At 61.1% G+C, this 26,187-nt stretch carries 31 protein-coding genes and 1 other RNA gene; 22 read left to right on the top strand and 10 right to left on the bottom strand.

Going from position 1 to position 26,187, the window contains the following annotated elements; genetic code table 11:
• Window position 1 precedes the first annotated feature (1 nt).
• The 5 genes from INR99_RS02445 to ylqF all read right to left on the bottom strand — a co-directional run bounded on the left by INR99_RS02445 (window position 2) and on the right by ylqF (window position 2,347).
• Window positions 2-601, bottom strand: coding sequence for a 5-formyltetrahydrofolate cyclo-ligase (locus INR99_RS02445; RefSeq protein ID WP_194114695.1), 600 nt, complete (start codon window positions 599-601; stop codon window positions 2-4).
• A 34-nt stretch (window positions 602-635) separates the two neighbouring features.
• Window positions 636-815: non-coding RNA, 6S RNA (gene ssrS / locus INR99_RS02440), on the bottom strand.
• Window positions 816-835: 20 nt separating this feature from the next.
• Window positions 836-1,150, bottom strand: a complete 315-nt coding sequence (locus INR99_RS02435; protein WP_194114694.1) for a cell division protein ZapA — start codon at window positions 1,148-1,150, stop codon at window positions 836-838.
• Window positions 1,143-1,346: a hypothetical protein gene (locus INR99_RS02430; protein WP_194114693.1), complete on the bottom strand. Its 204-nt coding sequence runs from the start codon at window positions 1,344-1,346 to the stop codon at window positions 1,143-1,145. Before INR99_RS02430 ends, INR99_RS02435 begins: the two co-directional genes overlap by 8 nt.
• Window positions 1,347-1,438: 92 nt before the next feature.
• Window positions 1,439-2,347, bottom strand: coding sequence for a ribosome biogenesis GTPase YlqF (gene ylqF / locus INR99_RS02425; RefSeq protein ID WP_194114692.1), 909 nt, complete (start codon window positions 2,345-2,347; stop codon window positions 1,439-1,441).
• A 367-nt stretch (window positions 2,348-2,714) separates the two neighbouring features.
• On the opposite strand from ylqF, the gene INR99_RS02415 reads away from it, so the two are divergent.
• From INR99_RS02415 to queE, 11 genes are all read left to right on the top strand, one after another.
• Window positions 2,715-3,209, top strand: a complete 495-nt coding sequence (locus tag INR99_RS02415; protein ID WP_194114690.1) for a peroxiredoxin family protein — start codon at window positions 2,715-2,717, stop codon at window positions 3,207-3,209.
• Between the two features lie 220 nt (window positions 3,210-3,429).
• The gene (gene ruvA / locus INR99_RS02410; RefSeq protein ID WP_194114689.1) at window positions 3,430-4,026 is read left to right on the top strand and encodes a Holliday junction branch migration protein RuvA; all 597 of its coding nucleotides are present in this window, start codon (window positions 3,430-3,432) and stop codon (window positions 4,024-4,026) included.
• Window positions 4,027-4,408: 382 nt separating this feature from the next.
• Window positions 4,409-5,023, top strand: coding sequence for a phosphatase PAP2 family protein (locus tag INR99_RS02405; protein WP_194114688.1), 615 nt, complete (start codon window positions 4,409-4,411; stop codon window positions 5,021-5,023).
• Between the two features lie 51 nt (window positions 5,024-5,074).
• Window positions 5,075-6,121 (top strand): Holliday junction branch migration DNA helicase RuvB, encoded by a 1,047-nt coding sequence (ruvB, locus tag INR99_RS02400; protein WP_194114687.1) that lies wholly within the window; start codon window positions 5,075-5,077, stop codon window positions 6,119-6,121.
• 119 nt (window positions 6,122-6,240) lie between these two features.
• Window positions 6,241-6,918, top strand: a complete 678-nt coding sequence (gene tolQ, locus INR99_RS02395; RefSeq protein WP_194114686.1) for a protein TolQ — start codon at window positions 6,241-6,243, stop codon at window positions 6,916-6,918.
• 12 nt (window positions 6,919-6,930) lie between these two features.
• Complete coding sequence (gene tolR, locus INR99_RS02390; protein WP_194114685.1) at window positions 6,931-7,353, top strand: protein TolR; 423 nt, start codon at window positions 6,931-6,933, stop codon at window positions 7,351-7,353.
• The gene (gene tolA / locus INR99_RS02385) at window positions 7,354-8,211 is read left to right on the top strand and encodes a cell envelope integrity protein TolA (RefSeq protein ID WP_194114684.1); all 858 of its coding nucleotides are present in this window, start codon (window positions 7,354-7,356) and stop codon (window positions 8,209-8,211) included.
• 24 nt (window positions 8,212-8,235) lie between these two features.
• The gene (tolB, locus tag INR99_RS02380; RefSeq protein ID WP_194114683.1) at window positions 8,236-9,504 is read left to right on the top strand and encodes a Tol-Pal system beta propeller repeat protein TolB; all 1,269 of its coding nucleotides are present in this window, start codon (window positions 8,236-8,238) and stop codon (window positions 9,502-9,504) included.
• Window positions 9,505-9,597: 93 nt separating this feature from the next.
• Window positions 9,598-10,134, top strand: coding sequence for a peptidoglycan-associated lipoprotein Pal (gene pal, locus INR99_RS02375; protein WP_194114682.1), 537 nt, complete (start codon window positions 9,598-9,600; stop codon window positions 10,132-10,134).
• 101 nt (window positions 10,135-10,235) lie between these two features.
• Entirely contained in the window at window positions 10,236-10,973 is a 738-nt protein-coding gene (gene ybgF / locus INR99_RS02370; protein ID WP_194114681.1) for a tol-pal system protein YbgF, read from the top strand.
• A 122-nt stretch (window positions 10,974-11,095) separates the two neighbouring features.
• On the top strand, window positions 11,096-11,740 hold the full coding sequence (gene queE, locus INR99_RS02365; protein ID WP_194114680.1) for a 7-carboxy-7-deazaguanine synthase QueE: 645 nt from the start codon (window positions 11,096-11,098) through the stop codon (window positions 11,738-11,740).
• A 47-nt stretch (window positions 11,741-11,787) separates the two neighbouring features.
• On the opposite strand, the gene INR99_RS02360 is transcribed toward queE, so the two are convergent.
• From INR99_RS02360 to INR99_RS02345, 4 genes are all read right to left on the bottom strand, one after another.
• Window positions 11,788-12,330, bottom strand: coding sequence for a hypothetical protein (locus INR99_RS02360; RefSeq protein ID WP_194114679.1), 543 nt, complete (start codon window positions 12,328-12,330; stop codon window positions 11,788-11,790).
• A 9-nt stretch (window positions 12,331-12,339) separates the two neighbouring features.
• Window positions 12,340-13,185 carry a MipA/OmpV family protein gene (locus INR99_RS02355; protein ID WP_194114678.1) on the bottom strand — a complete coding sequence of 282 codons (846 nt, stop codon included), beginning with the start codon at window positions 13,183-13,185 and terminating at the stop codon, window positions 12,340-12,342.
• Between the two features lie 144 nt (window positions 13,186-13,329).
• A complete protein-coding gene (locus INR99_RS02350; RefSeq protein ID WP_194114677.1) occupies window positions 13,330-14,619 on the bottom strand; it encodes an ATP-binding protein in 1,290 nt (429 codons plus the stop codon).
• The gene (locus INR99_RS02345) at window positions 14,619-15,311 is read right to left on the bottom strand and encodes a response regulator transcription factor (RefSeq protein ID WP_194114676.1); all 693 of its coding nucleotides are present in this window, start codon (window positions 15,309-15,311) and stop codon (window positions 14,619-14,621) included. Before INR99_RS02345 ends, INR99_RS02350 begins: the two co-directional genes overlap by 1 nt.
• A gap of 182 nt (window positions 15,312-15,493) precedes the next feature.
• Between INR99_RS02345 and INR99_RS02340 the strand changes: the two genes are divergently transcribed.
• From INR99_RS02340 to INR99_RS02325, 4 genes are all read left to right on the top strand, one after another.
• Complete coding sequence (locus INR99_RS02340; RefSeq protein WP_194114675.1) at window positions 15,494-15,847, top strand: helix-turn-helix domain-containing protein; 354 nt, start codon at window positions 15,494-15,496, stop codon at window positions 15,845-15,847.
• Between the two features lie 93 nt (window positions 15,848-15,940).
• A complete protein-coding gene (locus INR99_RS02335) occupies window positions 15,941-17,260 on the top strand; it encodes a chloride channel protein (RefSeq protein WP_194114674.1) in 1,320 nt (439 codons plus the stop codon).
• Window positions 17,257-17,940 (top strand): 7-cyano-7-deazaguanine synthase QueC, encoded by a 684-nt coding sequence (gene queC, locus INR99_RS02330; RefSeq protein WP_194114673.1) that lies wholly within the window; start codon window positions 17,257-17,259, stop codon window positions 17,938-17,940. Before INR99_RS02335 ends, queC begins: the two co-directional genes overlap by 4 nt.
• A 326-nt stretch (window positions 17,941-18,266) precedes the next feature.
• Window positions 18,267-18,518 (top strand): hypothetical protein, encoded by a 252-nt coding sequence (locus INR99_RS02325; protein ID WP_194114672.1) that lies wholly within the window; start codon window positions 18,267-18,269, stop codon window positions 18,516-18,518.
• 93 nt (window positions 18,519-18,611) lie between these two features.
• Here INR99_RS02325 and blaOXA read toward each other — a convergent pair whose 3' ends face one another.
• A complete protein-coding gene (gene blaOXA / locus INR99_RS02320) occupies window positions 18,612-19,412 on the bottom strand; it encodes a class D beta-lactamase (RefSeq protein ID WP_194114671.1) in 801 nt (266 codons plus the stop codon).
• 289 nt (window positions 19,413-19,701) lie between these two features.
• Between blaOXA and INR99_RS02315 the strand changes: the two genes are divergently transcribed.
• The 7 genes from INR99_RS02315 (at window position 19,702) to INR99_RS02285 (ending at window position 26,186) form a co-directional block, all read left to right on the top strand.
• Window positions 19,702-21,171, top strand: coding sequence for a GNAT family N-acetyltransferase (locus tag INR99_RS02315; protein WP_194114670.1), 1,470 nt, complete (start codon window positions 19,702-19,704; stop codon window positions 21,169-21,171).
• A gap of 104 nt (window positions 21,172-21,275) precedes the next feature.
• Window positions 21,276-21,542, top strand: a complete 267-nt coding sequence (locus INR99_RS02310) for a hypothetical protein (RefSeq protein WP_194114669.1) — start codon at window positions 21,276-21,278, stop codon at window positions 21,540-21,542.
• Window positions 21,515-21,967 carry a spore coat protein U domain-containing protein gene (locus tag INR99_RS02305; protein WP_194114668.1) on the top strand — a complete coding sequence of 151 codons (453 nt, stop codon included), beginning with the start codon at window positions 21,515-21,517 and terminating at the stop codon, window positions 21,965-21,967. Before INR99_RS02310 ends, INR99_RS02305 begins: the two co-directional genes overlap by 28 nt.
• A 148-nt stretch (window positions 21,968-22,115) precedes the next feature.
• Window positions 22,116-22,574 (top strand): spore coat protein U domain-containing protein, encoded by a 459-nt coding sequence (locus INR99_RS02300; RefSeq protein WP_194114667.1) that lies wholly within the window; start codon window positions 22,116-22,118, stop codon window positions 22,572-22,574.
• Between the two features lie 158 nt (window positions 22,575-22,732).
• Window positions 22,733-23,458, top strand: coding sequence for a fimbrial biogenesis chaperone (locus INR99_RS02295; protein WP_194114666.1), 726 nt, complete (start codon window positions 22,733-22,735; stop codon window positions 23,456-23,458).
• The gene (locus INR99_RS02290; protein WP_194114665.1) at window positions 23,443-25,728 is read left to right on the top strand and encodes a fimbria/pilus outer membrane usher protein; all 2,286 of its coding nucleotides are present in this window, start codon (window positions 23,443-23,445) and stop codon (window positions 25,726-25,728) included. Before INR99_RS02295 ends, INR99_RS02290 begins: the two co-directional genes overlap by 16 nt.
• The gene (locus INR99_RS02285) at window positions 25,725-26,186 is read left to right on the top strand and encodes a spore coat protein U domain-containing protein (RefSeq protein WP_194114664.1); all 462 of its coding nucleotides are present in this window, start codon (window positions 25,725-25,727) and stop codon (window positions 26,184-26,186) included. The genes INR99_RS02290 and INR99_RS02285 overlap by 4 nt, the downstream gene beginning before the upstream one ends.
• Window position 26,187: the final 1 nt, after the last annotated feature.

The following is a 26,187-nucleotide window of genomic DNA, read 5'->3' as shown; positions in this document are numbered from 1 at the left end:
ATCAGCAAATACTAATTTTTCGGATCAGCCCGGATTCGGTAAGCACCTGATCCAGCTGCAAATCCCAGCGCTCCGCAGGAACCCTTGGCAACTGCTGCTTCGAGAACGCGATACCGGTGAGCAGGGGACGCCGCCACCAGCGACGCTGGCGGCGGAACGCCAGCGTGGCATCGTAGAAACCACCGCCCTGACCAAGCCGGAACAGCTGATCATCGAATGCCAGCAGCGGAAGCCAGACCTGATCGAGCTGTTTCACCGCACAGTGTTGCCAGTGCACCGGCTCGGCAATACCGAATGCTCCGGTACGCCAGGAAGTGTCATGATCAAGCCGCACGAAGGCCAGTTGCCTGCCGCGGCGCGGCACAACCGGGAGGTACAGCTCGCATCCTGCACGTAATGCCGCCAGGACAAGGGGCCAGACCGGAAACTCGCTGCCATGGGGGACATAGGCGGCGATTTTCTCTCCCCGCCGGAACAAACGCAGCTGTCTTGCCTGCCGCAGCATGGCGAGACTGGCCGCATGCCGCTCGGCAGCACCATAGGATTGCCTGCGCAGACGCGCTTCACGACGCAGCTCGGCTTTCTCGGCGACAGCGGTCATCACTCTATGGGGGGATCGGGGAGAAGATGAGGAGGGCTTTCCCGCAAGTGCCGATCTGGCTCGCATCTTGAACCCTGAGGTTCAAGGGGTCGCCGGCCTGTGCCATCAGGTGCGTTCAGCTAGGGAACGCTCACAACAGGCATTGAGTGGCTGGCAACCGGGGTATGTGAATCGGTTCTAAGAATATGAGCCTTTTCAAACACCGCAGGAAAGCAAACCCTGCGATCGCGGCAGTCAGAACAGCTGCTGCTGTTCGGCTAGGACTGCATCAATCGTCGAATTCATGTCACCAATTCTACGCTGAATCGTGCCAATGTCAAAACCGTCACCGACCCGGGTATGCAGGTATTCATGGGTCAGATTCAGTGCCGCCATGATCGCGATTTTCTCGATGCCGATTACCTTTCCAGCATTACGAATATCGTGCATGCGCTGATCCAGCAATTGGACAGCCTGCAGCAAGGTGGCTTCTTCCTCTACCGGACAAGCTACCCGGAATTCGCGGCCCATGATGCTCACATCCAGCTGCTTGATCGTCTGTTCACTCATCGCCTTGCTCCGGCAGTTTGGCAAGAATGGCGGCAACACGGTGCTTGCTGCCCTCGACCTTTTCGGCCAGCCGCGCATTATCCTCGCGCAGGGACAGCACCTGCTGGCGCAGATTGCGGTTTTCGTTGCGCAGGCTGCTGGCCAGACGCACCAGCTGAACAACCTTGTCCTCGAGAGCGGCGAGTTCTGCTTCCATGACGTATTCCGTTTGCTAGGCACCACTCACGATTGTATGCCCATTTCGTGGCATGACAATCTCTGCAAGGCAGGCTGTATCACCTGCCGCACTCACGCTTCATCGGTTTCCTCGTCAGCTGGCAGATCATCAAGCTTGGCGTTGAACGTCGGCAGACCGGTAAATTCCTCCGGCCGTTCCAGTGTCAGGCGTCCCAGATTGCCACTGCGGAAATCGGTGATGATCAGCTCGGCGGCTTTCTGCTCGTCGATGCGGCCACCACTCATCACAGCGCCACGCTGCCGGGCAATCGCGTTGAAAATGGTTTCGACTTCACCTTCGAGTGTCTTCAGCTTGTAGCGCGTGATCAATGCATCAGGGAAACGCTCGCGCAGCGTCTCGATGGCAAACCAGGCCACGTCAACTTCGTCGTAGGCATTACGGCCGATCGAACCACCCAGTGCCAGACGGTAGCCGGTAAGCTCGCTTTCCAGTTTTGGCCAGAGCAAACCCGGGGTGTCATACAGGATCGTGCCATTGGGCAATTCGACGCGCTGCTGGCTTTTGGTCACCCCCGGTGTGTCGGCCACATTGGCTATCTTGCGTTTCATCAGCGCGTTCATCAGCGTCGATTTGCCGACGTTGGGGATACCCAGAATCATCGCGCGAACCGGCTTTTCCTGCCCGGTGCGGTGCGGCACGATCTGGCGGCACATCTCGCCGATGCGGCTGCCGGCCTGTGCCCGGTTATCTTCGCCCTGCAGCATGGCAAAGGTATCAGGCTGCTGACGGAACCAGTTCAGCCAGGCCTGATTGAGCTGCGGATCGGCCATGTCGGTTTTATTGATGATCACCAGCGAAGGACGCTGCCGGAATCGGCGCAGCTGATTGATCATGGGGTTGCAGCTGGAGACCGGCAAACGGGCGTCAACCACCTCGATCACCATGTCGACCTTGGCCATGGTTTCCGCCACTTTCTTCCGGGCCGCATGCATATGCCCCGGAAACCACTGAATTGCCATCGTGCTTCCCCATCAAAACGGCGGATTATACATGCTGTTCACAAAGCGCAAATCAAATCAAGCACTTGGCTTGTGGAAAAAACGGATGTTGCCTGTGGGAAACCGGGGTGCAAAACAGCGCTGAAAATTCATCGCCAAACTATCCACAGGCACAATGCGATTTCCTCCCACACCTTATGTGAAGCCAAGTTGCTGATGAAAAAGGAAAAAATGACTTATCCACAGCAAACAGCCAACACTATTATCTTTTCCTACCTGTTCTTATCAAACTATGTAGATAAACGGAACATTCATCAGCCACCACAGTCTCTAGCTGCGCAGTCGATGTAAACTGCGAACCAAACCACGCTCAACGACTGAACAATCCATGAAGCAACGTCTGATTCCTGTAGCCATCATTGTCGTTATCCTGATTGCAGCAGCGTTCCTGCTGATCCCCCGCAAGGACATGGCTCCTGAACTGCAATTCAAGACACTGGATCAGAAGAGCCTGTCTTTGACGGAGCTACGCGGTAAAGTCGTTCTGGTCAATTTCTGGGCTACCAGCTGCTCTGGTTGCATGGCGGAAATGCCTGATCTGGTGAAAATCCAGCAGCAATACGGTCAGCAGGGCTACCAGACTGTCGCGATTGCCATGCAGTATGACCAGCGCAACTACATCGATACCTACCAGCAAAAGATGCAGCTGCCGTTTCTGATCAGTCACGACACGGAAAACACGGCAGCTACCGCATTCGGTGGCGTAAATCTGACGCCGACCACGTTTCTCATTGGCAAGGATGGCGCCATTTTGCAGAAGTACGTCGGTACGCCGGACATGAATGAGCTAAAAGCCAAAATCGAGGCGGCATTACGTACTTAAACTAGGCAGGTATTTTTCTGTAGCTATTGAAATATAAGGCTTATAAGTAAATACCCGCATAGGTACTAATAAGTACCTGTGGCTCGTCCCGCACTGCCGGCTTGCAGGGGAAGATGTTGCGCCATCGGCAGCGACCAGGAATCAGTGACAGCTGTTCGGCCAGCATTGCCAGCTTGGACGTATACTCGCGGCTTAGCTGACTGCAAGAGACTCTTCACTCATGATTGGCCGCCTTACCGGACACCTCGTTGAAAAACAGCCGCCACATGTTCTGCTTGATGTCGCTGGCGTAGCCTACGAGCTCGATGTGCCGATGAGTACCTTCTATGTGCTGCCGCATCTGGGTGAAAGCTGCGTGCTGTATACGCACCTTGCAATCCGTGAAGATGCGCATCAGCTCTACGGATTTGCCACTCGCCAGGAACGCGACACCTTTCGGGAGCTGATCAAGGTATCCGGTATCGGACCCAAAATCGGGCTGGCCATCCTTTCCGGCATGAATAGCGACGAATTTGCACAGGCGCTGGCCAGTGAAGACGCGATACGCCTGTCGAAAATCCCCGGCATCGGCAAGAAAACCGCCGAGCGTCTGATCCTGGAATTGCGTGGCAAGCTCGGAAAACTGGTATCTGCCGGCCCGCTGTTTGCTGCCAGCGAAGGTAGCAAAGGTGGCGAGCCGATCCGTGACGATATCCTGCAAGCCTTGCAGGCGCTGGGTTACAACGAGAAAGAAGCCACCGCAGCAATGAAAACCTTGCCAGCCGATTGCGATGTCAGCAGTGGTATCCGGCAGGCACTCAAGGCACTGGCCAGATAAGCGGGTTTGTTCACAGCCCGGCTGGGGATAAACGGCGTGCTGGCTTGAATAAGTGGCGCCAGAACACCGGCCGACGTTTTTTCTCGCCAGTTTGCCAACAGCCAAAAGGCTCGTTTGTACCCAGCTTGAGAAGTGTGCCAGCAGATTGATTGACAAGGGAAAAACCGGCTTATCCACAGCCTTCAGCCAAGCTTATCCATTATTCCTATCTTTCTTTCTTGAAAGAACTAAGAACCGGCTGTGAAGACAGCTGGGCACGGTATTTTCATGGCAGATGGCATTGATTCAGGATCTTGCCAACTGCAAAACTGCCAGCAAGTGGCCTGAACCTGGCTACGCTTTCGCGGTCTTGAGCGTATCGAAAACGCAAATCCGAACATCCATGCGCCTGTTTCTGAGCTTTACCCTGCTGCTGGCATTCGTGGTGTTGCTGTTGGCTTTTCCTGCATTGGCTAGTCTGGATACGTCTGTAGGCAGCTGGTGGTATGCGCGCAATGACTGGCTGGTATCGCTCAGCCAGCAGATTGGCCTGATCGGTAGTGGCCCGGTGACGCTCTTGCTGGCCATGGTGCTTGCCTGCTGGTTCGCCCGTACCCGACAGGACTACTTTGCTGCCTTGCTGATACCCGCGGGATTGCTTGGCAGCTGGGGCCTGAACTATCTGGCCAAGAGCCTGATTGCACGTCCGAGGCCACACTGGGAACACCTGATGCAGGTCGACAGCAGCTCGTTTCCCAGTGGGCATGCCATGGCAGCACTGACACTGGCTGTGTTGCTCGCCAACGTACTGATCCGGCATTACCCAAGGCAGCAACTACTCTGGCTGACTTTGGCGACAATCTGGGTGCTGCTGTCGGGAATGGCGCGGCTGGTTCTCGGAGTGCATTATCTGACCGATATTCTGGCGGCCTATCTGCTCGCTGGCGTTTGGTGCTGTCTGCTAGTGCGCTGGTATTCGGGCAGAACCACGCCATCTGGCTGCTGCACGCAGAGCTAGGCTGGCAAAATGGTGTACGATCGTTCTTTTTCCGCTTGAGATCGGCTGAGCATGATCGAAACCGATTCCCTATCTGCCCTGCCTGCCGAGCGCATGGTGACAGCCAAAACGCTCTCGCAGCAGGAAGAGCAGCTCGAACGCGCGCTGCGTCCCAAGCTGCTGGACGAATACGTCGGACAGCTGAAGGCACGCGGTCAGCTGGAAATTTTCATCGAGGCTGCGAAAAAACGCGGCGAAGCACTCGACCACGTACTGTTGTTTGGGCCTCCCGGCTTGGGCAAGACCACGCTGGCGCACATCATTGCCCGTGAACTGGGTGTGAATCTGCGCCAGACATCCGGCCCGGTGCTGGAACGGGCCGGTGATCTGGCGGCCATTCTTACCAATCTCGAGCCGCACGATGTGTTGTTCATCGATGAAATCCACCGGCTTAGCCCGGTCGTCGAGGAAATCCTCTACCCGGCGCTGGAAGATTTCCAGCTCGACATCATGATTGGCGAGGGGCCGGCCGCACGGTCGGTCAAGCTGGATCTGCCCCCCTTCACCCTGGTTGGGGCGACCACTCGCGCGGGTATGCTGACCAATCCGCTGCGCGACCGTTTTGGCATTGTTGCACGACTGGAGTTTTATACTGCGGAAGAACTGTCACGTATCGTCGTGCGATCAGCGAATTTGCTGAATGTTCAGATGGATACCCAGGGGGCGTATGAAGTCGCTCGCCGTTCTCGCGGTACCCCGCGGATTGCCAACCGCCTGCTGCGGCGGGTACGTGATTTTGCCGAAGTAAAACACGACGGGCTGGTGACACGCGACGTGGCCGATGCGGCCTTGCAGATGCTGGATGTCGATCATGCCGGGCTGGATGTGATGGACCGCAAGCTGCTTGCTGCCGTGATCGAGAAATTTGGCGGAGGCCCGGTCGGGCTGGATAACGTCGCCGCAGCCATCGGCGAATCGCCGGACACCATCGAAGATGTGCTGGAACCTTACCTGATTCAGCAGGGTCTGTTGCAGCGCACGCCACGGGGACGCATCGCGACGCTGTCGGCCTACCAGCATTTCGGTTTGCAGCCACCGGCAAGCGATGGCAACCGCTGACGTTTTGTGACATGTAAACAATGACAATTGTCCCGAAAACCAGCCAAAATGCGGGCTGAATAATCTCTGGCCAGCCTGCTTGCCGGCCATTTACCCGTTTTTCAGGAGATCAGCGCGTCATGAACGCTCCCGTTGAAGACATGTCCATCATTTCCCTGGTACTGCAGGCCAGCTTTGTCGTGCAGGCCGTGATGGCCATTCTGCTGATCCTGTCCTTCCTGTCGTGGTGGTACATCTTCAGCAAGCATTTCACGATTTCCACCGCGAAAAAGAAAACCGACCAGTTCGAAGAACGCTTCTGGAGCGGTTCGGACATCAATGCCCTGTATGAGCAGGTGCGCCGCGAACACGGCGTGGGCATGGAAAACATCTTTCAGGCCGGTTTTGCCGAATTCCTCAAGCTGCGCCAGAAAGCCGGCATGGAATTGTCCGACGTGATGGAGGGTACCCGCCGCGCGATGCGGGCAGCCTGCCAGCGTGAACTCGATTATCTGGACAAGCACACGTCCTTCCTTGCATCGGTTGGTTCCGTCTCGCCGTATATCGGCCTGTTCGGTACCGTGTGGGGCATCATGTATGCCTTCAAGGGGCTGGGGAATGTCGGGGCGGCCACGCTGGCCACGGTTGCGCCGCACATTGCCGAAGCGCTGGTGGCAACCGCCATCGGCCTGTTTGCCGCGATTCCGGCCGTGGTGGCCTACAACCGCTTTGCCGCGGACGCCGACCGTCTGGCCAACCGCTTCGATACGTTCATCGAGGAATTCAGCAACATCCTGCAACGCCAGAGCGTTCGCTAAGGAGCCGCTGGCATGCGTACCCGCCGACCCCGTCGCGCCAAGAGCGAAATCAACGTCGTTCCCTACATCGACGTGATGCTGGTGCTGCTGGTGATCTTCATGGTTGCCGCACCGATGATGCAGCAGGGCACCATCGAGCTGCCCAGCGTTGGCAAGACCAGCAAGCAGCAAAACCCGCAACCGCCGCTGTTCGTCATGATCGACAAGGACGGCGCGCTGCAGTTGAAAGAAAAGGCGGAACAGCCGGGTGAAGGCTATGCCGACATCGCCCAGCTGGTTGCTGCAGCGAAAAGTCTGGCTGGCCAGGGCGATAATGCCCGGCCGGTGGTGATTTCAGCGGACAAGAATGTGCGCTACGAACAGGTGATGAACGTGATGGACGGGCTGAAAGCCGCCGACATCGAGCGTGTTGCCCTGCAGGTACAGGCCAAGTAAATGCGCTGGCAGGATCAGATCGACCGCAACGAGCGCAAGGGCCTGGCCTTTGCGCTGACCCTGGCCATGCATCTGCTGCTGGCGCTGGGGCTGCTGCTGTCGGTGCAATGGAAAACCCAGCATCCCAAGCCGGTCGAAGTCGAGCTGTGGGGTGGCCCGCCACCGGCACCGGTCGCCCCCAAGCCGGTCGAGCCGGAGAAGGTCAAAATCAAGCCGGTGGAAAAACCGCAGCCGGAAGACCAGAAACCGGCGGATATTGCCGAAAAGGTGAAGCCGACCCCGCTGCCCAGGGCTACACCGACGCCCAAGCCGACTCCTGCTCCCACGCCGACACCCAAACCGACGGCGGCACCGACTCCGAAGCCGGTCAAGCCGACAGCAGTGGTCAAGGCAACGCCTGCGCCGAAGCCAACACCGGCCAAGAAGCCTAGTGAATCTTCGGCGGATATTCTTGCTGGAGCGATGGCTGATGTCGCTAAAAATGCAGATGCGCCGAAAAGCACTTCTGGGGGTAAACCCGGTGGAACCGGCACCAATCCCAAGGCTACCGGCAATACCGGGCCGGGTAATGGTTCCGGGGCTGGGCTGGGCCGGGGTTATGCCGATCGGGTCGGTGCGCTGATCAAGTCGAAAATCAACTACAGCAGCGAGAAGGGCAATCCGGAGGCGGTATTCCGCATCCGGCTGCTGCCCAGTGGCGAGCTGCGTGATGTCGAGCTGCTCAAGCCCAGTGGTGATCCGGAATGGGACAAGGCGGTCGAATCCGCAATCCGCCGTTCGGCTCCTTTCCCCAAGCCGGAAAACGGGGCCACGTACAACGACTTCAGCTCGGTGGAATGGAAATTCCGTCCGAAATAAGAACCTGACAGGAGAAACCGATTCATGCGTTGGATGAAACAGCTTCTGGTGTCGCTAACGACCAGCTTGCTGCTGGCAGGTGGTGCCCACGCCGATATGGTGGTCGAAGTGGTTGGTGTCGGCAGCCAGCAATACCCGATTGCGATTGCGCCGTTCCAGAACGAAGCCGGTCTCAAGCAGCCTGTGACGCCGGTCATCAGCAATGACCTGACGCTTTCAGGCCTGTTCAAGGTGATCGGTGCCGGCGATGTGTCGCCAGTGCCGTTTTCGCCTGCCGAGATCAATGCGGCAGCACTGCTGCAGCGCGGCGCGCAGACCATGCTGGTTGGCCGCACCGAAATGCAGGGCAACGAACTGGTGATCCGCTTCTGGCTGATCGATCTGGCCAGCAAGAAGGAACTGATCAGCTTCGAGAAGCGCGGTTCGCCGGCGCTGGCTCGTCGCATGGCACACCAGATTGCCGACATGATTTACGAGAAGATCACCGGCAAGAAGGGCGCTTTTGCCTCGCGGATTGCCTATGTACTGAAAACGGCGCCGAACCGCTACGAGCTGCAGGTGGCTGATGCCGATGGCTATGGCGCGCAAAGCGTGCTGAGCTCCAAATTGCCGATCATGTCGCCGAAATGGTCGCCCGATGGCGGGCGCCTGGCATATGTGTCGTTTGAAACGCAGAAGCCAGCGGTGTATGTGCACGAGCTGGCAACCGGCAAGCGCTGGGCGGCTGCCAATTTCAAGGGCAGCAATTCGGCTCCGGCCTGGTCACCCGATGGCCGTCAGCTGGCCGTGGTACTGACCAAGGATGGTGGCAGCCATGTGTATCTGGTAGATCTGGACGGCAGCAATCTGCGCCGCTTGACCACCACCGGTGACATCAACACCGAACCGGCTTTCGGCCCGGATGGCCGCATCTATTTCACCTCTGACCGTGGTGGCAGCCCGCAGATCTACCGCATGAACCGGGATGGCAGCGGTGTCGAGCGCGTCACCTTTGGTGGCGCCTACAATGCCGGCGCCAAATTCTCGCCGGACGGCAAGACGATGACCTACATTAGCCGCGAGGGGGGCTATCGTGTCGCGATCATGGAGCTGGCTACCCGCCAGAGCATGACGCTGACCGATTCCGGTCTGGACGATTCGCCGACCTTTGCTCCGAATGGCCAGATGATTCTGTACGAAACCGGCGCTCGTGGTTCGCTGGCGGTGGTGTCGGTTGACGGCCGCGTGAAGCAGCGGCTGAAGGCGCAGAATGGCGACGTTCGCCAGCCAGCCTGGGGGCCGATGCTGCCGTAACTATTGCCGTCAGGGGAACTTTCCGGCCCCTGCCATGCTCACCTCCGGTTTGAAATCCGTATTTCCGTAATCCGACTCTGCAAGGAGAAATCGATGAAAAAGATTGGCCTGAGCCTGATCCTTACTGCGCTGCTCGCGGCGTGTGCCAGCAACACTGCCCCGGTTACCGACAAGAATGCCGGTGCCAATGGCGGCAGCCAGACCGACGGTGCTACCGTGAAACCGGTCGATGTCTCCGGCACCAGCGGCAAGGGCTACAGCCCGCTGACCGACCCGAACAACATTCTGTCGACCCGTCGGGTGTACTTCGACTACGACTCCTACGTGGTCAGCGCCGAGTACAACGAAGTCATCCAGGCCCACGCCAAGTACCTGATGGGCAACAAGGATGCCAAGGTGATCCTGCAGGGCAATACCGATAACCGCGGTACCGCGGAATACAACCTGGCACTGGGCCAGAAGCGCGCCGACGCAGTGAAGAAAATGATGAACGCGCTGGGCGTGCAGGATGCCCAGATCGAATCGGTGAGCTTCGGTGAAGAAAAGCCGATCGAACTGGGTGATACCGACGAAGCCTGGGCACGCAACCGTCGTGCCGAAATCGTCTATCAGGGCGAAATGCCGAAATAAGCCGGGACGAACTTGCCTGCCGGCAGGCGAGTTCGGTATCGTGCATTGCTGTTGCCAACGGGCCGTGAGGCCCGTTGTGCTTGTCCGATTCGGGGAAATCCATGCGCAAACTGTTGTGTTCCGTTGCCTTGCTGGCTGCCAGCGGCCTGGTGCAAGCCGGCCTGTTCGATGATGATGTTGCCCGTCAGCAGGTTGCCGACCTGACGGCGAAGGTGAACCAGCTGCAGCAGGAAAACGTGCAGCGGCTGCAGATGCTTGAAGCCGGTAACAAGCGGGTGCTGGATCTGGTGCGCCAGCTTGACCAGCAGAAGGAAGAAATCGCGCAATTGCGCGGTCAGCTGGAAGTGCTGCAATTCAATCAGGATGAGAGCGCCAAGCGCCAGAAAGACCTCTACATCGATCTGGATAACCGCCTGCGCACCGTCGAAACCGCCAAGCCCGCTGCCGGTACCGGCGATGCTGCGCCGCTGAGCGAACAGCAGCTGTTCGATAATGGCGTCGCGCAGGTCAAGGCCGGCAAGCACAAGGAAGCGCTGGCGACGTTCGACAAATTTCTGGCGGACTACCCCGAAAGCAAGCAGCTGAGCACCGCACAGTACTGGCAGGGCGTGAGCTATGCGGCAACCAAGAACTACAAGGCCGCCAACTCGGCCTTCGGTGTGGTGGCCAATACTGCCGATGCGCCCAATGCGCCGGATGCCCTGCTGGGGCTGGCGTCGGTTGCGGCGGCCACGGGCGACAAGAAAACCTCGCGCAAATATCTGGTCGAGATTCTCGAGCGTTTCCCCAGCAGCAATGCCGCTGCCACCGCCAAGAAGGCGCTGACGGCGGTCAACTGACAGGCTTCAATGGCTAGCGCCTCGACGCAAGCTGCTGATTCGCTTAAAATTTGTGACGGCGCTGCCTGTGCGGCGCCGTTTTCTTTTCATCCCCCGGACTGTTTTCCGGCAAGGAGTCTGCCATGCGTGAAACCTTGCGCATTACCGAGATTTTCCATTCGCTGCAGGGCGAAACCAGCCGCATGGGCCTGCCGACGGTGTTCGTGCGCCTCACCGGCTGTCCGATGCGCTGCACCTACTGCGACAGTGCCTATGCCTTTACCGGTGGTGAAACCCGCCATCTGGACGACATCATGGCGCAGATTGCCAGCTACGACTGCAAGACCGTCTGTGTGACCGGTGGCGAACCGCTGGTGCAGAAGGGTGTGCATCTGCTGTTCAAGCGGCTGTGCGATGCCGGTTATTCGGTCAGTGTCGAAACCGGTGGTGGCGAACCGATTGCCGGGGTTGATCCGCGCGTCTCGCGCATTTTCGATATCAAAACGCCGGCTTCCAACGAGATGCAGAACATGCACTGGCCGGCGCTTGATGATCTGAACGAGCGGGACGAGATCAAATTCGTGCTGGTCAACCGGGCCGATTACGAGTGGGCACGCGAGTTGCTGCAGGAAAAACGCCTGCACGAAAAAGCGCCAGTGCTGTTCTCGCCAGTGTGGGAAACGCTGCCGCCGCAGGATCTGGCCGCCTGGGTGCTGGAAGACCGCCTGCCGGTGCGCATGCAGGTGCAGCTGCACAAGATCCTCTGGGGTGAAAAGCCAGGGGTATAGCAATCAAGTTAATGAATTATATGGATTGGGTTGATATACCCAATAATCTATATACGACATGCCAGCAACTGGCCATGGCCGCAGCGGGTAGGGTGCCAGCGGATCTCGCTTGCTGTTTCGGGTAGCCGCGGCTCGCGGGACTGGCAGTACGGATCCAGCCAGTGCAGCAAGCTGCGCAGGTAGTCCGGCCCGCCGGCCCGCTGCTGGCTCCAGCCCAGCAGCGCATTGGGGACCAGCAAGGGCCGCAGGCAATCCAGCGCGGGTAATTCCCCCAGATCGTGCAGGATGATGCCGTCGAAATCCGCCAGCCCCTGCGCGAGGGCAGCCGGTATGTCTCCGACGGCGGTGAGTTCCGGACCGCTACCGCGCAGCCGGAAATACGCCAGTAATTGCCCGTGCAGGCTCGCAGCTTGCGGAGACAGCAGCAGCACCCTTCGGCACCGGTGCAATTCCAGCAAGCTGGCCAGTTCTGCTGCGACCTGCCAGGGCTCGGGCTCATCGAACAGCCTGCGCAATACGCAGGCGATTCGTCGGCCAAAGCGCTCGCGGGTGATACCGGCCAGTGGCCATGTGCTTGCGGCAGTATTCATCAGCGCTGCCTACCAGCTGTACTGCAGCCCGGTGCCACCGCTGACATAGCCGGATCGCTGCGTCAGCGGGCTATCGGCAGCATCGCCCAGCAGACGTGTGTATTGCACGCTGCTCAGCCAGCTCAGGTTCTCGCTCAGTGGCACGCTCAGAGTCAAGCCAAGGCTGGATTCGGATAGTCCGCCGCGGGCGTCATACTGCGGGTGGCCACTGCTGGCGGACTGGCTTCGGCTGACACCATACCAGCGTTGCTGGTACTGGCTGTCTGCCAGCAGCAGATTGCCCGAGACATTCACACTCAGCTGCTCGCTGCTATAAAGCGGATAACTGGCGCCAAGATTCAGGGTGTTGCCGCGATTGCGTTCGGCCAGCCCGCTTTGCCACAGTACCGAGAGTCCCAGATCGCCAAGCTGATAGCCTGCTCCGGAAACCCATTGTGCGCCGCCCTTGATGTTGCCCATGCCTGCGAGCGGGTTGGGGTGCTCATCCTTGGCGTCGTCTTCTTCACGTCCGGCGCTGTAGTTGATGCTGCCGTTCGCATACCAGCCCTGGCCATCGTAGCGATAGCCCAACCCCTGGCTGCTGCTGAAAAATACGCCGCTACGGTGCGATACGGTCACATCAGCCAGAGGAGTGGCCTTGCTTTCGCGGCTGCCCGAGTAGGCCGGTACGACCAGCACCCCGCCGGAGGCAACCACCAGCCAGTTCTTGCCATCGGTGGCATCATCCCAGGCGCCCATGGCGCTGTTCCAGACGCGGTACTGCCATTGGTCCTTGTTCTGTGAATCGTCGCCGGCGGCATGTGCCAGCGGCAGGCTGATGGCCAGCAGCAGGCCGGCGTTGCGGATCATGCGCATGATGCTCCCTGTGTGTCGTTGTACGTTGGCCCTGGTGGGCAACGTCGCTGACTCTAGGTGCAAGCGCGGGTGGAATAATCGTAAAAGCGTGTGGAACTGTGAAAAAGTGTGAATGCCGGCTGTGGTCTATCGGCAACAATGGCATCAGGGCGAGGGCGGCAGCTGCACGACAAAGCGAGCACCACTGGGGAAAGCCAGTGCGGCGGCGACGGCCACACTGCCGCCGTGCCGCTGGATGATGCGGCGCACGATGGCCAACCCCAGGCCGATGCCCCCGGTGTCGCGGCTGCGGCTGTCATCCAGCCGCACAAAGGGTTCGAAGACCCGTTCGCGGTCGGCTTCGGCGATGCCGGGGCCATCATCCTCGATCACGATTTCGCAGTGTCCGTTCGCCAGTCTCCGGCAGGACAGCACAATCTGGCTGCAGGCATAGCGCTGGGCATTGCGCAGGATATTCACCAGCGCATGCTCCAGCAGTGCCGCGTCGGCAAAGAGCGTGGCCGGTGCATCCGCCAGTGCCAGCGTGACCGGCAGGCGGTCATCCGGGCTGCTGCTCAGTTCGGTCAGCCACACCGCGGCGGGGATGGCGCTGCATTGCGGCGGGCCGCTGCGGGCATCCAGCCGGCCATAGCCCAGCAGCTCGCGGATGAGTGTTTCCATTTCATCCAGATCATCCAGTGCGCTCTGGCGCAGCAGCGGCTGCCGTTCGGCTGCTGCTTCTTCCTGCATGGTGATGGCAAAGCGGGTACGTGCCAGCGGCGTGCGCAGTTCATGGGCTACGGCATTCAGCAGCTCGTTCTGGTTGCGCATCAGCTGGGCAATGCGCCCGGCCATCTCGTTCATGCGCTGCGCGAGTGCCTGCAGCACCGAGCGCTGGTGCAGGGTAATGCGGGTATCCAGATCGCCCTCACCCATGCGCTGCGCAGCCTGGCGCAGCGTCTGCAGATCACGCCAGAATGGCCGCACGAACAGGAAGAAATACACGATGGCCAGCAGCAGCACGGCGATCACATAGACCAGGATATTCAGCGCCAGAATGTTCGGCGGATTGGGGGGCTCGATACTGAGCACATAATTGCGGTCGGCGATGCGGCGGAAGAAGAACTCGTTGTTCATATCGACCCAGACGTGACCCTTAGCCAGCCGCGCGCGGGGGGCCGGTTCGAAACTGTCCAGCGGGCGCAGATTGACGCCGAAACGCCCCATGCGCTGGTGCATTGTCTGTGCATTGGCCAGCAATTCGGCATCGCTGGTCGCGGCGCCGGCGGGTAGCAGCGACGCCTGCAGCACATCGAACGGCCCCTGATAGCTGTATTGCGCGAAATCCTGGAAATAGTCATCGAGCAGCTTGCCCGACAAATGCCCCACCCCGAGCAGCGTCAGCAGGATGGTGGCAACCAGCGGAATGAACTGCCGCAGGAAAATCGACCACATCAGGCATCTCCCGCAGCGGTGAGCTGGTAGCCCTTGGCCCACACCGTCTTGATGCGGTGGGGGTGATCCTGCTGCTCGCCCAGTTTGCGGCGCAGCCGGGAAATGATCACGTCGGCCGAGCGGTCAAAGCCGTCGAAATCGATGCCGCGCAGGTGCAGCAGGATTTCATCGCGGCTGACGACCTCACCGGCACGCTCGCACAGCAGCCACAGCAGCTCGAATTCGCTGGAGGTTAGCGTCATCTCGCGCCCGGCCAGCAGCGCGGTACGTGTCGAGCGGCGGATCTGCAATGCACCCAGCGTAATCAGGTCGCGCTGTTCGCGGCTTTCCTTGTGATTGCGTCGCAGCAGCGCCTTGACCCGCGCCAGCAGCAGCCGCGGCTCGACCGGCTTGACCACATAATCGTCCGCACCGTTTTCCAGCCCGATGATCTGGTCGATGCTGTCGCCGCGCGCCGTCAGCATCAGGATGGGCAGATCATGCTGGCGGCGGATGTCCTTGCACACCTCGAAGCCATCGCGTCCGGGCAGCATCAGATCGAGAATCACCAGATCGACGGCATGCTTGTCCAGCCAGGGCAGCACCGCATCGCCGCGAGCCAGCGTGCTGACGTCAAAGGCATGCTGCTGCAGGAATTCGGCGGTCAGCGCGGCGAGTTTGCGGTCGTCCTCGACGATCAGGATCTTGTTCATCGGTGTAATGCGGTTTGGCAACGGCTGTATGGTTCTCCGCACTGCCGCGAGCGTCAAGCCGGATTGCGCAGAGCTTTATCCGGGCTTTCACATTTTTTTACATCTCTTGACCAAATCAAGCGGATTGCGCACGGCCAGCTCCGCCAGAATCCCAGGCAGAATCACTGCTTGCAGGAGTTTGCATGTCCACAATAACCCCCGTGCCTAACTGCCCGCCGCGGCTGGTCCGCGTGCTGCACTACATCGATGCCCATCTGGACGAGCCGCTCGACCTCACCTCTCTGGCAAGCCGGGCGCATTTTTCCCCTTTCCATTTTCATCGCCTGTTCCGTCAGAGTGTGGGGATCAGCCCCGGGGATTATGTGCAGCGCCGCCGGCTGGAGCGTGCTGCCCGGCAATTGCGCGAAGAACCACAACGGCCGGTGCTGGAGATTGCACTGGGTAACGGCTACCAGAGCCAGGGGGGATTCAACCGTGCCTTTCGCCGGCTGTTCGGCATGAGCACCAAGCAGTGGCGGGGAGCAATCGCTGCCTAGCCGACAAATTTACCTACCGCTGCGCTCAAATTGGCGCGGCAGGCTGGCCTTGCACTGGTTAGAATTGGGGTTCACACCGAGCAGGAATCCCCCGTGCTTTTCACCCGCTGGCTATCGGCATTGCAAAGTGTGCCGGAACGTACCCGCAGCACCCTGTTGCTGTGGCTGGGTGCGGCCATGGTTGGCGTGGTGGCGGTGCTGCTGGCCAAGTGTGCCGAATGGGCCTCGGGTGGTTTTCATGCGTTGCAAAGTGCCTACTGGTGGTCGCCCTTGCTGCTCGTGCCGCTGGGCGGCATGCTGGCGCGCTGGCTGATGCAGCGCTGCGGCCCGGGTGCGGAGGGCAGCGGCATTCCGCAGGCCAAGGCTTGTCTCGAACTGGCCGAGCGGCCCGAAGTCGCCGGCTGCCTGCTGTCGCTGCGCATCGCTGTCGCCAAGTTCGCCGGCATCGTGCTGGGGCTGGGTAGCGGATTCGTGCTGGGGCGCGAGGGCCCCACGGTGCAGATCGGTGCCAGCATCATGTTCAGCCTGCGCAAGCTGGCTCCGCAGGATACGGCCGTGCTGCGCCGCCAGCTGATTCTGGTCGGCGGTGCGGCCGGCATCGCCGCGGCCTTCAATACGCCGCTGGCTGGCATCGTGTTTGCCTTTGAGGAGCTGGCGCGCTCGGTCGAGGAACAGACTTCCGGCAAGCTGCTGGGTGCGGTGATTCTGGCCGGTGTGGTCTCGCTGGCGCTGCAGGGGGATTACGTGTATTTCGGGCATATCCGCGTGCCAGGTTTCGACTACGGCATTCTGCTGCCGGTTGCGATCATCGGCGTATTGGCCGGACTGATTGGCGGGCTGTTTGCCTGGTTGTGCGTGCACACGCGGCGCTGGGTACCGCAATCGGTGCAGCAGTTCCAGCGGCAATACCCCTATCGCTTCATCGCGGGGATCGGCCTGCTGATCGCGCTGTGCGGACTGATCGCGCCGATTCACGGCAGCGGCGCCGAGGTCACCAGCACGGCGATCGATCACGCGCAGGCCCTGCCGTGGTATTTTCTGCCGCTCAAGCTGATCGGCATGGTTGCCACCTTCCTCACCGGCCTGCCCGGGGGGATTTTCGCCCCGTCACTCGCGCTGGGTGCCGGTGTCGGCAGCTGGCTGGCACCGTTTTTTGCCAGTACGCTCACGGTCAAACTGATGGCCATCGGCATGGCCGGCACACTGGCGGCCGTTACCCGTGCACCGTTGACCAGCGCGATCATCCTGATGGAAATGACCGACGGCCATGAAATGGTGATCTCGATTCTGGCAACCACACTGGTGGCCTCGACCGTGGCCCGATTATTCTTCAACACCAATCTGTATCACGAACTGGCCGAGCGCATGCTGCAAACCCTGCCGCTGGCGCCGGCCCCGGAGCACAAATCATGACCCGTCCAGCCGTAGTCCTGCTTTCCGGCGGCCTCGATTCCGCAACCTGCCTGGCGATGGCGCGCCGCGATGGCTTCGCCCCGTATGCCATGTCCTTCGATTATGGTCAGCGCCACAATGCCGAACTGGCTGCTGCCCGGCGTGTCGCCCAAGCACTGGGCGCCGTCGAGCACCGCGTGGTCAAGATCGATCTCGCTGCTTTCGGTGGCTCGGCGCTCACCGATGCGAACATCGCCGTCCCCGAAAGCGGTGTCGAGGCAGACGTGATTCCGGTGACCTATGTCCCGGCACGCAACACCATCCTGCTGTCCTACGCACTGGCGTGGGCGGAAGTGCTGGGTGGGCACGACATCTACATCGGCGTGAATGCGGTGGATTATTCCGGCTATCCGGACTGCCGCCCGGAATACATCTCCGCCTTCCAGACCATGGCACGGCTGGCGACCAAGGTGGGGGTCGAAGGTGCATCCATCACCGTCCATACCCCGCTGATCCGGCTGACCAAGGCCGAGATCATCCAGGCCGGTATCGCGCTGGGTGTTGATTATGGCCTCACGGTGACCTGCTACCAGGCCAGCGAAACGGGCGAGGCCTGCGGCAAATGCGACGCCTGCCGCCTGCGCGCTGCCGGCTTCGCCCAGGCCGGTGTCCCTGATCCGACACCCTATCGCGCGGCATAAATACAGGGCGGTCTCAAGATCCAAGTGCAACGGATTTAATGTTTCTGTGCCTGACGCTGTCGTTCGTATGCACAACACGCAGTGCTACTTCGGCCTTTTCCGAAACCATCCGGAGTCAGAATGGCCGGGATAGGCAATTCCCTTTGTGTTGCAATCGATGGCCTCTCTGATGAGGAATTGTCAGGGCTGCCCTGGGTGCCTAGCCGTGAGCCCGCTGTTGATGCAGCGCATCATTTTCACAACAGAATCACACCGTATATCGCCCGCTTTTTGCTGTGGAATCAGGCAGGTACAGACTGTCCGCGTCGTTTCCGTGGAGCGGATTCATGAACCTGATCAACGACATCATCTGCAAACGTGCCGCGTTTCTGGAAGTGCATGGTTGCCTGCCCGAGGTGGTTTATCTGGGCCAGTGCGAGTGTACCCAGCTGGGGCATGTGGTCGATGACCTGCAGACGCGGCTGACCGGCCAGTTGCCGGAATTCAAGCTGGCTGGCATGACCATCGTGCAGGTGCAGCTGCCCAGCTACTGCGAATTCGGCGGGCAGCTGCATTCATGGGGACCGGTGCGCCGCTGACAGCAGAGTACCCTGGTGGGTACTCTGATATAGCCATTGCAGTAACTTGGTCATGTCAAGATACCCTTGCCTGCCAAGGCCGGGCTGGCTGTTTCAGTCTTCGGTCATCAGCCCGAGTGCTGCGAGCGCCTGGCGGGCGAGGGTGACGCGTTGCGGCAGCTGGCTGGCGTCGTCGATCTGCATGTTCAGCGCGAAGCTGTAGATGTGGCCCTCGCGCTCGAGCCAGCCGACAAACCAGCCCACACCGGGTTTGCTTGCCGTGGCCCAGCCGGTTTTGCCGTAGAGTGTCCAGCCGCTGCCGCTGTCGAGTTTCACGATGTCGCGCACGGCAGCCTGCTGTTCGGCCGGATAGGGCAGGGTGCCAGTGGCGAGCCGTGCCAGGAATTGGGTCTGCTCGATGGCACTGATGCGCAGCGTGTTGTCGATCCAGAAGGTGGTGACATCCTTGCCGGTTTTGGCATTGCCGTACTGCAGTTGTGCCAGCTGCTGACGTTCCTGTTTCAGCCCGATCTGCCGGGCGAGCTGCTGGTAGGCGAGCAGGTTGGATACCGCGATGGCCTGGCGCAGATTCATGTCCTGCTTCCAGGTATCCAGATACGCCGGCTGGCCGTCATAGTGGAAAAACACCTCGTCGACGCTGCTGACCGTGCCGGTATCCAGCCCGATCAGGCTGTGCGCAATCTTGAAGGTGGAGGCGGGGGCAAAGCGCTCGACGGCGCGTGGCCCGTTGTAGCCGGCAATGGTGCCGCTGTGGGTGTCATACACGGCAAGGGTGCCATTGACCTGCTGTGCACGGAACAGGCGGGCGACGGCGTCTTCTTCGCGGAACGGCGTGGCATTGCCCAGCCCGGCCAATCCGAGCAGCAGGCTGCAGGTCAGCAGGAAGTGTTTCATCGCGTTGCTCCGGTCGCATAAACCAGCGATTGTGCGCCGCTGCGCCGGCAATTGCTGTGCAATCCGACCACTTGACCGGAATGTTGCGGGTATTGCCCGCAAGGCCTTTATCCGCAAGCACGGGCTGCCGATACATATATCCAGCCATCGCTCCACGTGAAACATCTGCGCAAGCAGGGTTAAACCAGCGTGGTCGCCGGGCGTGACAATTCCCTTTTCTTGCCCGCAACGGCTGCCGCTGCTCGGCGCCCACAAGGCGTTCTGCGGCGCCCGCCACATGGAACCCATCATGCTTCCGGATCTGACTACCGCGCGGCTGACGCTGCGCCGATTTACCCCCGCCGACCTCGACGCGCTGCATGCGCTGACCTCCCTGCCCGAAATCCACGCCCTGCTGCCGGATTGGCAGATGCCGCGTGCTGCGCTGGCGCGCTATCTGGCCGACTGGCAGTGCTGGTATGGCGACTGGCAGGATGCGCTCAGTGGCTGGTTCTATGCGATCACGCTGACGCAGACCGGCGAGCTGATCGGCTGGATCGGTCTCTGGGAAAAGCCCGGGCTGGGCTTGCCCTGGCCGGAGCTGACCTATGCCCTGGCCCCGGCGTGGCGCGGGCAGGGGCTGGCCAGCGAGGCGGCCGGCGCGGCCTGTGCCGCACTGTTTGCGCGCTGCCCCGGGCTGGCGGCAATTGCCGCGATTGCACTGGATGCCAATCCGGCCTCGCAGGCCTTGCTGGCACGCTGCGGCTTTCTGCCGCGCGGCCGCGCCAGGCTGCCGCAGGAAGCCGAGGACTACGCGCTGTTCATTCTGCCACGTCCGGATCTGCTGACGGCTTTCCCGTTGCAGCTGCGCCCGGCCGGGCAGGCGGATGTGCTGGCACTGGCCGGTATCCAGCAGGCCGCGTTTGCCGATCACTATCGCCGCTGGGGGCCATGGAACCCGCTGGATGGCGATGAGGCCGGCACGGGTGGCCGTGGTTCGCCCGAGCTGATCCGCTATCAGCTCCGGGCAACGCAGTATTCGTGCATCGAAGCCGGCGGCGTGCTGCTGGGTGGTGTGGCCTACAGCGGGCCCTTTGCCGGGCTTGCCTACATGGATGATCTGTATGTCGATCCGGCTCTGGGGCGCCGTGGAATCGGGCTGGCGGCACTGGCACTGCTGGAGCAGACGGTACCAGAGGCTTGGCAATGGGAGCTGGGAACGAGTGCCGCCAGTGAGGACAATGCCCGGTTTTACCGGCGCTGCGGCTACGAGGAAACCGGCTGCGAAGCGGGCTTTCGCTATTTCCGCAAAACGCTGGGAGGACCCACGGCCGCCGCGAACGTGCAGCGGGGTAGCGCCGAGTCGGGCGCACTCTGGCATGACTGCTGGCTGGAAAATGCGGTCTTCAGCAATTGCGCACTGCCTGGCCTGCAACTGAACAATGCCAGCCTGGTCGATGCCCGCCTGCATAATGTGAACGCCACGGGGCTTTGCATCGGCGATGCGCGCCTGGCGCGGCTGGAGCTGTGCCATGGCAGCTGGGGCGGTGCCCACCTGCACGATCTCGCTCGTGGCTGGAACAATGATCCCGAGCCGGTAACGCTGGAGCGCTGCGATCTGGGCGGTGCCCGGCTGCACGATTGCGATTTGCGCGATGCCAGCATCAGCGGCGGTCAGCTCGACGGGCTGATGATCGACGGAGTGCCCTATGCCGAACTGCTGGCGGCGTGGCTGGCCCGCGAGCCCCCCCACGCGGACCGGCAGTCATTGCCGCTGTGACTTGTTACTGCTGCTGGCAGAGGCGTTCTGCTACCATGAGCGATCAATGATGCAGTGCACGCCTTTGCGCGCCCTGCAACAGTTTTCCAGTTGCGGCCGGTACCATGCGTTTTCTTTTCTGCCTGTTGTTGTTCAGCTGCAGCCTGCCCGCGCAGGCCAAGGCGGTGCGTGTGGCGGCCAACATTGTTGCGGAGTGCCGGCTGCAGGCCGAGCGTGCATTTTTCCACGAGGCTGCCCAGCCTGAAGCCGTGTTGCGCGTGCAGCAGCGCACCCCCAGCGCGGCCTGGCTGAGCTGCCGCCAGCAGGCTGGCTGGGTCATGATCAGTACCAGCACGGAAGAAACATGGCAGCGCGTACACATCGACTACTGAGCGCGCTGCTGCTGGGCTCGCTGGCCTTGCCGCTGCATGCCGCCGCGACCGCCGGCCTGCACATGCACATCCTGGTGCTGGGCGGGTGTACCTTCCTGACACCGGATCATCTGGTGATGGATTTCGGCGCGCTGAACGGTGGTGATCGCAGCATCAGCGCGGTTGCCCCGGTCAATTGCACTAGCGGTACCCGTTTTACGGTGCGGCTGAGCGATGGCCTGTATCCGGCCGGAACGCAACGCCAGATGGCGCAACAGAACGGCAGCGGTCGGCTGCCCTATACGCTGGTTGCCGACCCCCAGTCCGGGCTCGGCAACGGTGGCAATATTGATATCCGTCTTACCGCGACGGTTCGGCAGGCTGATTATGCCAACCGTCCGGTCGGCGCCTATTCCGACACCGTCGTCCTCACCGTCGATCCCTGATGCCGTCGGCGGTATGCCGGCGGCTTGGTATTTTTACACCGGTTCTGCCTGACATTTGCCACAGTGCGGCGGCTGCATCGCCACTTACACTACGGCGCAGTCCAATCAATCCGCTGTGCCACAGGCACATGCCTACGGAGAACTGCCCATGTCGCGTGCCCTCATCATCCCGTCCCTTGCCATTGCTGCCCTGCTTGCCAGTGGCCATGCCATGGCCGCCAGCAAGAATGTCATCATCAATGCCAATGTGGTGGGTACGTGTGCCTTCACTGATGGCAATGATGTCACTATCAATCTGGGCGACCTGAAGGCGGGCAGTGGCGACCAGAGCAAGACCGGCAGCACCTCGTTCTGGTGCAGCAACGGCATTACCTACAATCTGAGTACCGATGACGGCCTGCATGGCGATGCCAGCCAGAAAAAGATGGCGGCAGGCGAACACCAGCTGCCCTATGCGCTGGCGCTGGAGCGTAGCACCGGCACCGGACAGGGTATTGCTTCTCCGGAAACACTGACGCTGACCGCCACGGTGAAGGGCGCTGATCTGGATGTGGCGCCCGTGGCCAGCGGGTATTCCGATACGGTGGTGCTGACGCTGACGCCGTAAGCCCCGCTATGCCGCACATTCCAGCCCGCCTTCCGGCGGGCTTGTCATTTCCGCGTGCACGGCGCTGGCCGTGTGGCGACTGATCCAGTAGGCTGAAACCAGAGCTGCTCGCGGTGTGCCCTGTGGACGCCGTGCTTGCTGCGCAAAGGAGACTTGTCATGCGTGCCTTGCTGTACCTATTGCTGGCCACCCTGTGCGGGCCGGCCCTGGCGGGGCAGTTTGCCGTCAGCCCGATCCGGATCGAATTTGCCGCCAGGGACAGGTCGCAGGCGATCACGGTGAGCAACACTGCCGATACACCCTTGCGGATCGCGCTGGATCTGCGCCGCTGGACCCAGAATGCACAAGGCGAGGATGATTACCGCAGTGTTGCCGATGAGCTGCTGTTTTTCCCGCGCCAGTTTGTCGTGCCGCCGGGACAGAAGCAGGTAATCCGACTGGGGCGCAAGCAGGCAGCCGATGGTCGCGAGCTGGCCTACCGGCTGTACATCAACGAGCAGCCCGATCTGGCTGCCGCCGAAGCCGAGGGGCAGGTTGCGATGGTGGTCAGCTTCGGCGTGCCGGTCTTCTTGCGACCGCAACAACCGGCACCGCGGCTGGAAAGCAGTGGGTTGCGCATCGAGCAGGGATCGCTGGTGTTTAGCCTGAAGAATGCCGGCAATACCACCCAGCGCCTTAACCGACTGCTGATCGGTACGCAGGGTGCCGAAATCCGCCAGTTTGACCACTGGTACCTGCATCCCGGTGCTGGCCGCGAATACCGGCTGCCGCTGCCGGCGGATGCCTGCCGGGACGATCTGCCGCAGCGGATCCGGCTGGAAACCGATCAGCAGGTGCTTGATCAGACCTTTCTGATTCCGGCCAGTGCATGCCAAGGACGCTGATTGCGCTGCTACTGGCGGGCTGGCTTGGCTCGGCCATGGCTGCCGAGCGGCTGTATCTGAACCTGATCGTGAATGGTGTGGCGCAGGGTGATGTCGATGCGCTGTATGATCAGGATGGGTATTGGCTTGCAGAGCAAGCATTGAAAAGGTCAGGAATTAGTACGCCTGAGGGTATGTCGCAGGAGCAGGACGGAATCCGCTATTTTCGCGCCGATGCCCTCGACGGGATACGCAGCCGCCTGCAGGCCGACGAGCTGACGCTGTATCTTGATGCGGGCGCAGACGAATTCGGTGTCCACCAGATTGCCCTGACGACGCAGCGCGAACCGCGCTGGCCATCCGCCGCACCGTGGAGTGCCTATCTGAGCTATGACGCCGCGGTGCTGCACCAGAGTGGCGCGGACGGATTTGATTATCAATTCTTGCCGACGCTCAACGCGGCGGGGAATGGCTGGGCCTTCCGTTCCGAACACAGTTATTTCTCCGGCAGCAGCGCCAGCAGCTGGGCGCGACTGCGCACCACGCTGGATTACGTCCGCCCGGAAGTGATGCAGCGCATCAGTGCCGGTGATCTCTCGCCGCGGCAGGGCGCGCTGGGTTTTACCCAGGCCCTGGCCGGGATCGGGATCGCGAGTGCGTTCGAATTGCAGCCTGACTTCGAAGCCCAGCCGACCTTCCAGTCCCAGGCTGCCGTGACGCAACCCTCGACCGCGGAAATCTATCTGAATGGCCAGCGCATCAAGACCATCGATCTGCAGCCGGGCATCTATGAATTCAGTGACCTACGCTATTTTTCCGGGCTGCAGAATGTCGACATTGTGCTGCGCGACCGCTACGGTGGCACCCAGCGCTATGCGATTCCCTACTATTTCGACGATACGCTGCTGCGTGCCGGCCTTAGCGACTACAGCCACAATCTGGGGCTGGGACGCGTCAATGGCAGCTTTGACCGGTACGACGGGCTGGCCTATTCGCTGTACCAGCGCTATGGCGTGACCGACTGGCTGACCGTTGGCGCACAGGCCAGCGGGTATGCGGGGGATCACAGCTATGGTGCCTTGTTCAGCCTGCGGCTGGGCTGGTATGGCGTACTGTCCGGCGTGGGCTCGTGGGCGCGGCATCGTGACCAGCCCGATGGCGATGCGCAGCAGCTGAATTACCGCTACAACCACGAGCGCTTCAGCATCTATGCCAATCTGCAGCGGCAAAGCCCGTATTACTGGAAGCGCTCCTCCCTGTTGCCCGAGAGTACGCCGCTGCGCTGGTCGGCCAATCTCGGGGCCAGCATCGGCGCGGTGGGGCCGGGCACTCTCAGCCTCGAATACGGGCGGCAGGAAGGCGTCAGCGCGCAGGGTAATGCCGACCGTTATCTGCTTGGTTACACCTTTTCACCGTGGCCGAATACCTCGCTCAGCGCGCAGGCCAGACTGGTCGATGGCAACACCCGCAGCTGGAGCGGTTTTCTCAATTTGTCGGTGTATTTTGCCGATGGCCACAGCCTGTATGGCGGCGCGCAATACCAGAATGACCAGACCCTGCTGTCCAGCACGCTGAGCAAGAGCTCGCCGGCCGGCGAAGGCTGGGGTTACAGCCTGAGCGCGCAGCAGCAGGCCGACTCGACGGATTACATGGCCTGGCTGGAGCGCAAGCTGGCATTCGGGCAGGCCAGTTTCAGCGGCAACCGCAGTGTCGGGCGGCAGGGGGATTATTCGAACTGGCGGCTGGGCTGGCAGGGGGCGCTGGCGTATGCCGATGGCGCGGTACGCCTGACCCGGCCGATCGATGATGCCTTTGCCGTAGTCAGGCTGGATGGGCTGGCCGATGTCGGCATCGAGCAGAATGGCAGCCTGATTGGTCATACTGATGAGGAAGGGGTTCTGTTCCTGCCGGATGTGCCCAGCTTCAGCTATCAGCAGATTGGTGTGGTGCAGAACGATCTGCCGATCGAATACGGCATCGACCGGCTGCAGAAGACGCTGCTGAGTGGCGAGCGCGATGGCCGGCGGATCGGGTTTGCCACGCAGCGCATTCACGGCGTCAGCGGGCAGATTCTGCGCGCGGATGGCAGCCCGCTGGGATCACGGCGCCTGCAGCTGGCGGGCACGGCGCTGGAGGTGGCAACGGCCATGGATGGCCGCTTCTATTCGGAGCAGCTGCCCGCCGGCAGCGGGCTGCTGCAGGCCGAGGATTGCCGGGTAGCATTGCAGATTCCCGCGAATGGCGCGGTAAGCACCGAACTCGGCACGCTGTACTGCCAGGAGGAGCAATGATCAGACTGACATTCTGGGCGGTGCTGGGCTTGTGGGCCATGACGGCGGCGGCCCAGGCCGCATCAAGCTGCAGCGTCGGCTCGCTGCCCGATGGCGATATGGGCTTGTATGATCCGCAGACGACCACCGTCGATCTGGTCAAGCAGTTTTCCATGTTCGTGCGCTGTACCGAAGTCACCACCGCGAGGGTGACGGCAGGGCCGTCGCAGACAACCGGCAGCGTCGATAACCGTGCCTTGAAAAACGACAACAACAATGACCGGCTGCGTTACCAGCTGTTTCTGGATGCGGCCTGCACCCGGGTATTCGGCGAGCTGGAACCGAATGCCGCCTACACGCAGATTGCCAGCAACGGCGGCCAGGGCCGGGTCAACTTTTGGGCCAGAGTCTATGGCAACCAGACGGAGGCCTCGCCCGGCAATTACCGCGACTATGTGACGCTGACCATCACGCCATAGC

Origin of the sequence: Chitinilyticum piscinae (genome assembly GCF_015223195.1) — a bacterium.
Classification (GTDB): Bacteria; Pseudomonadota; Gammaproteobacteria; order Burkholderiales; family Chitinibacteraceae; genus Chitinilyticum; species Chitinilyticum piscinae.
Note: the sequence above shows the minus strand (reverse complement) of the source record. Positions and strands in the feature narration are given on the sequence as shown.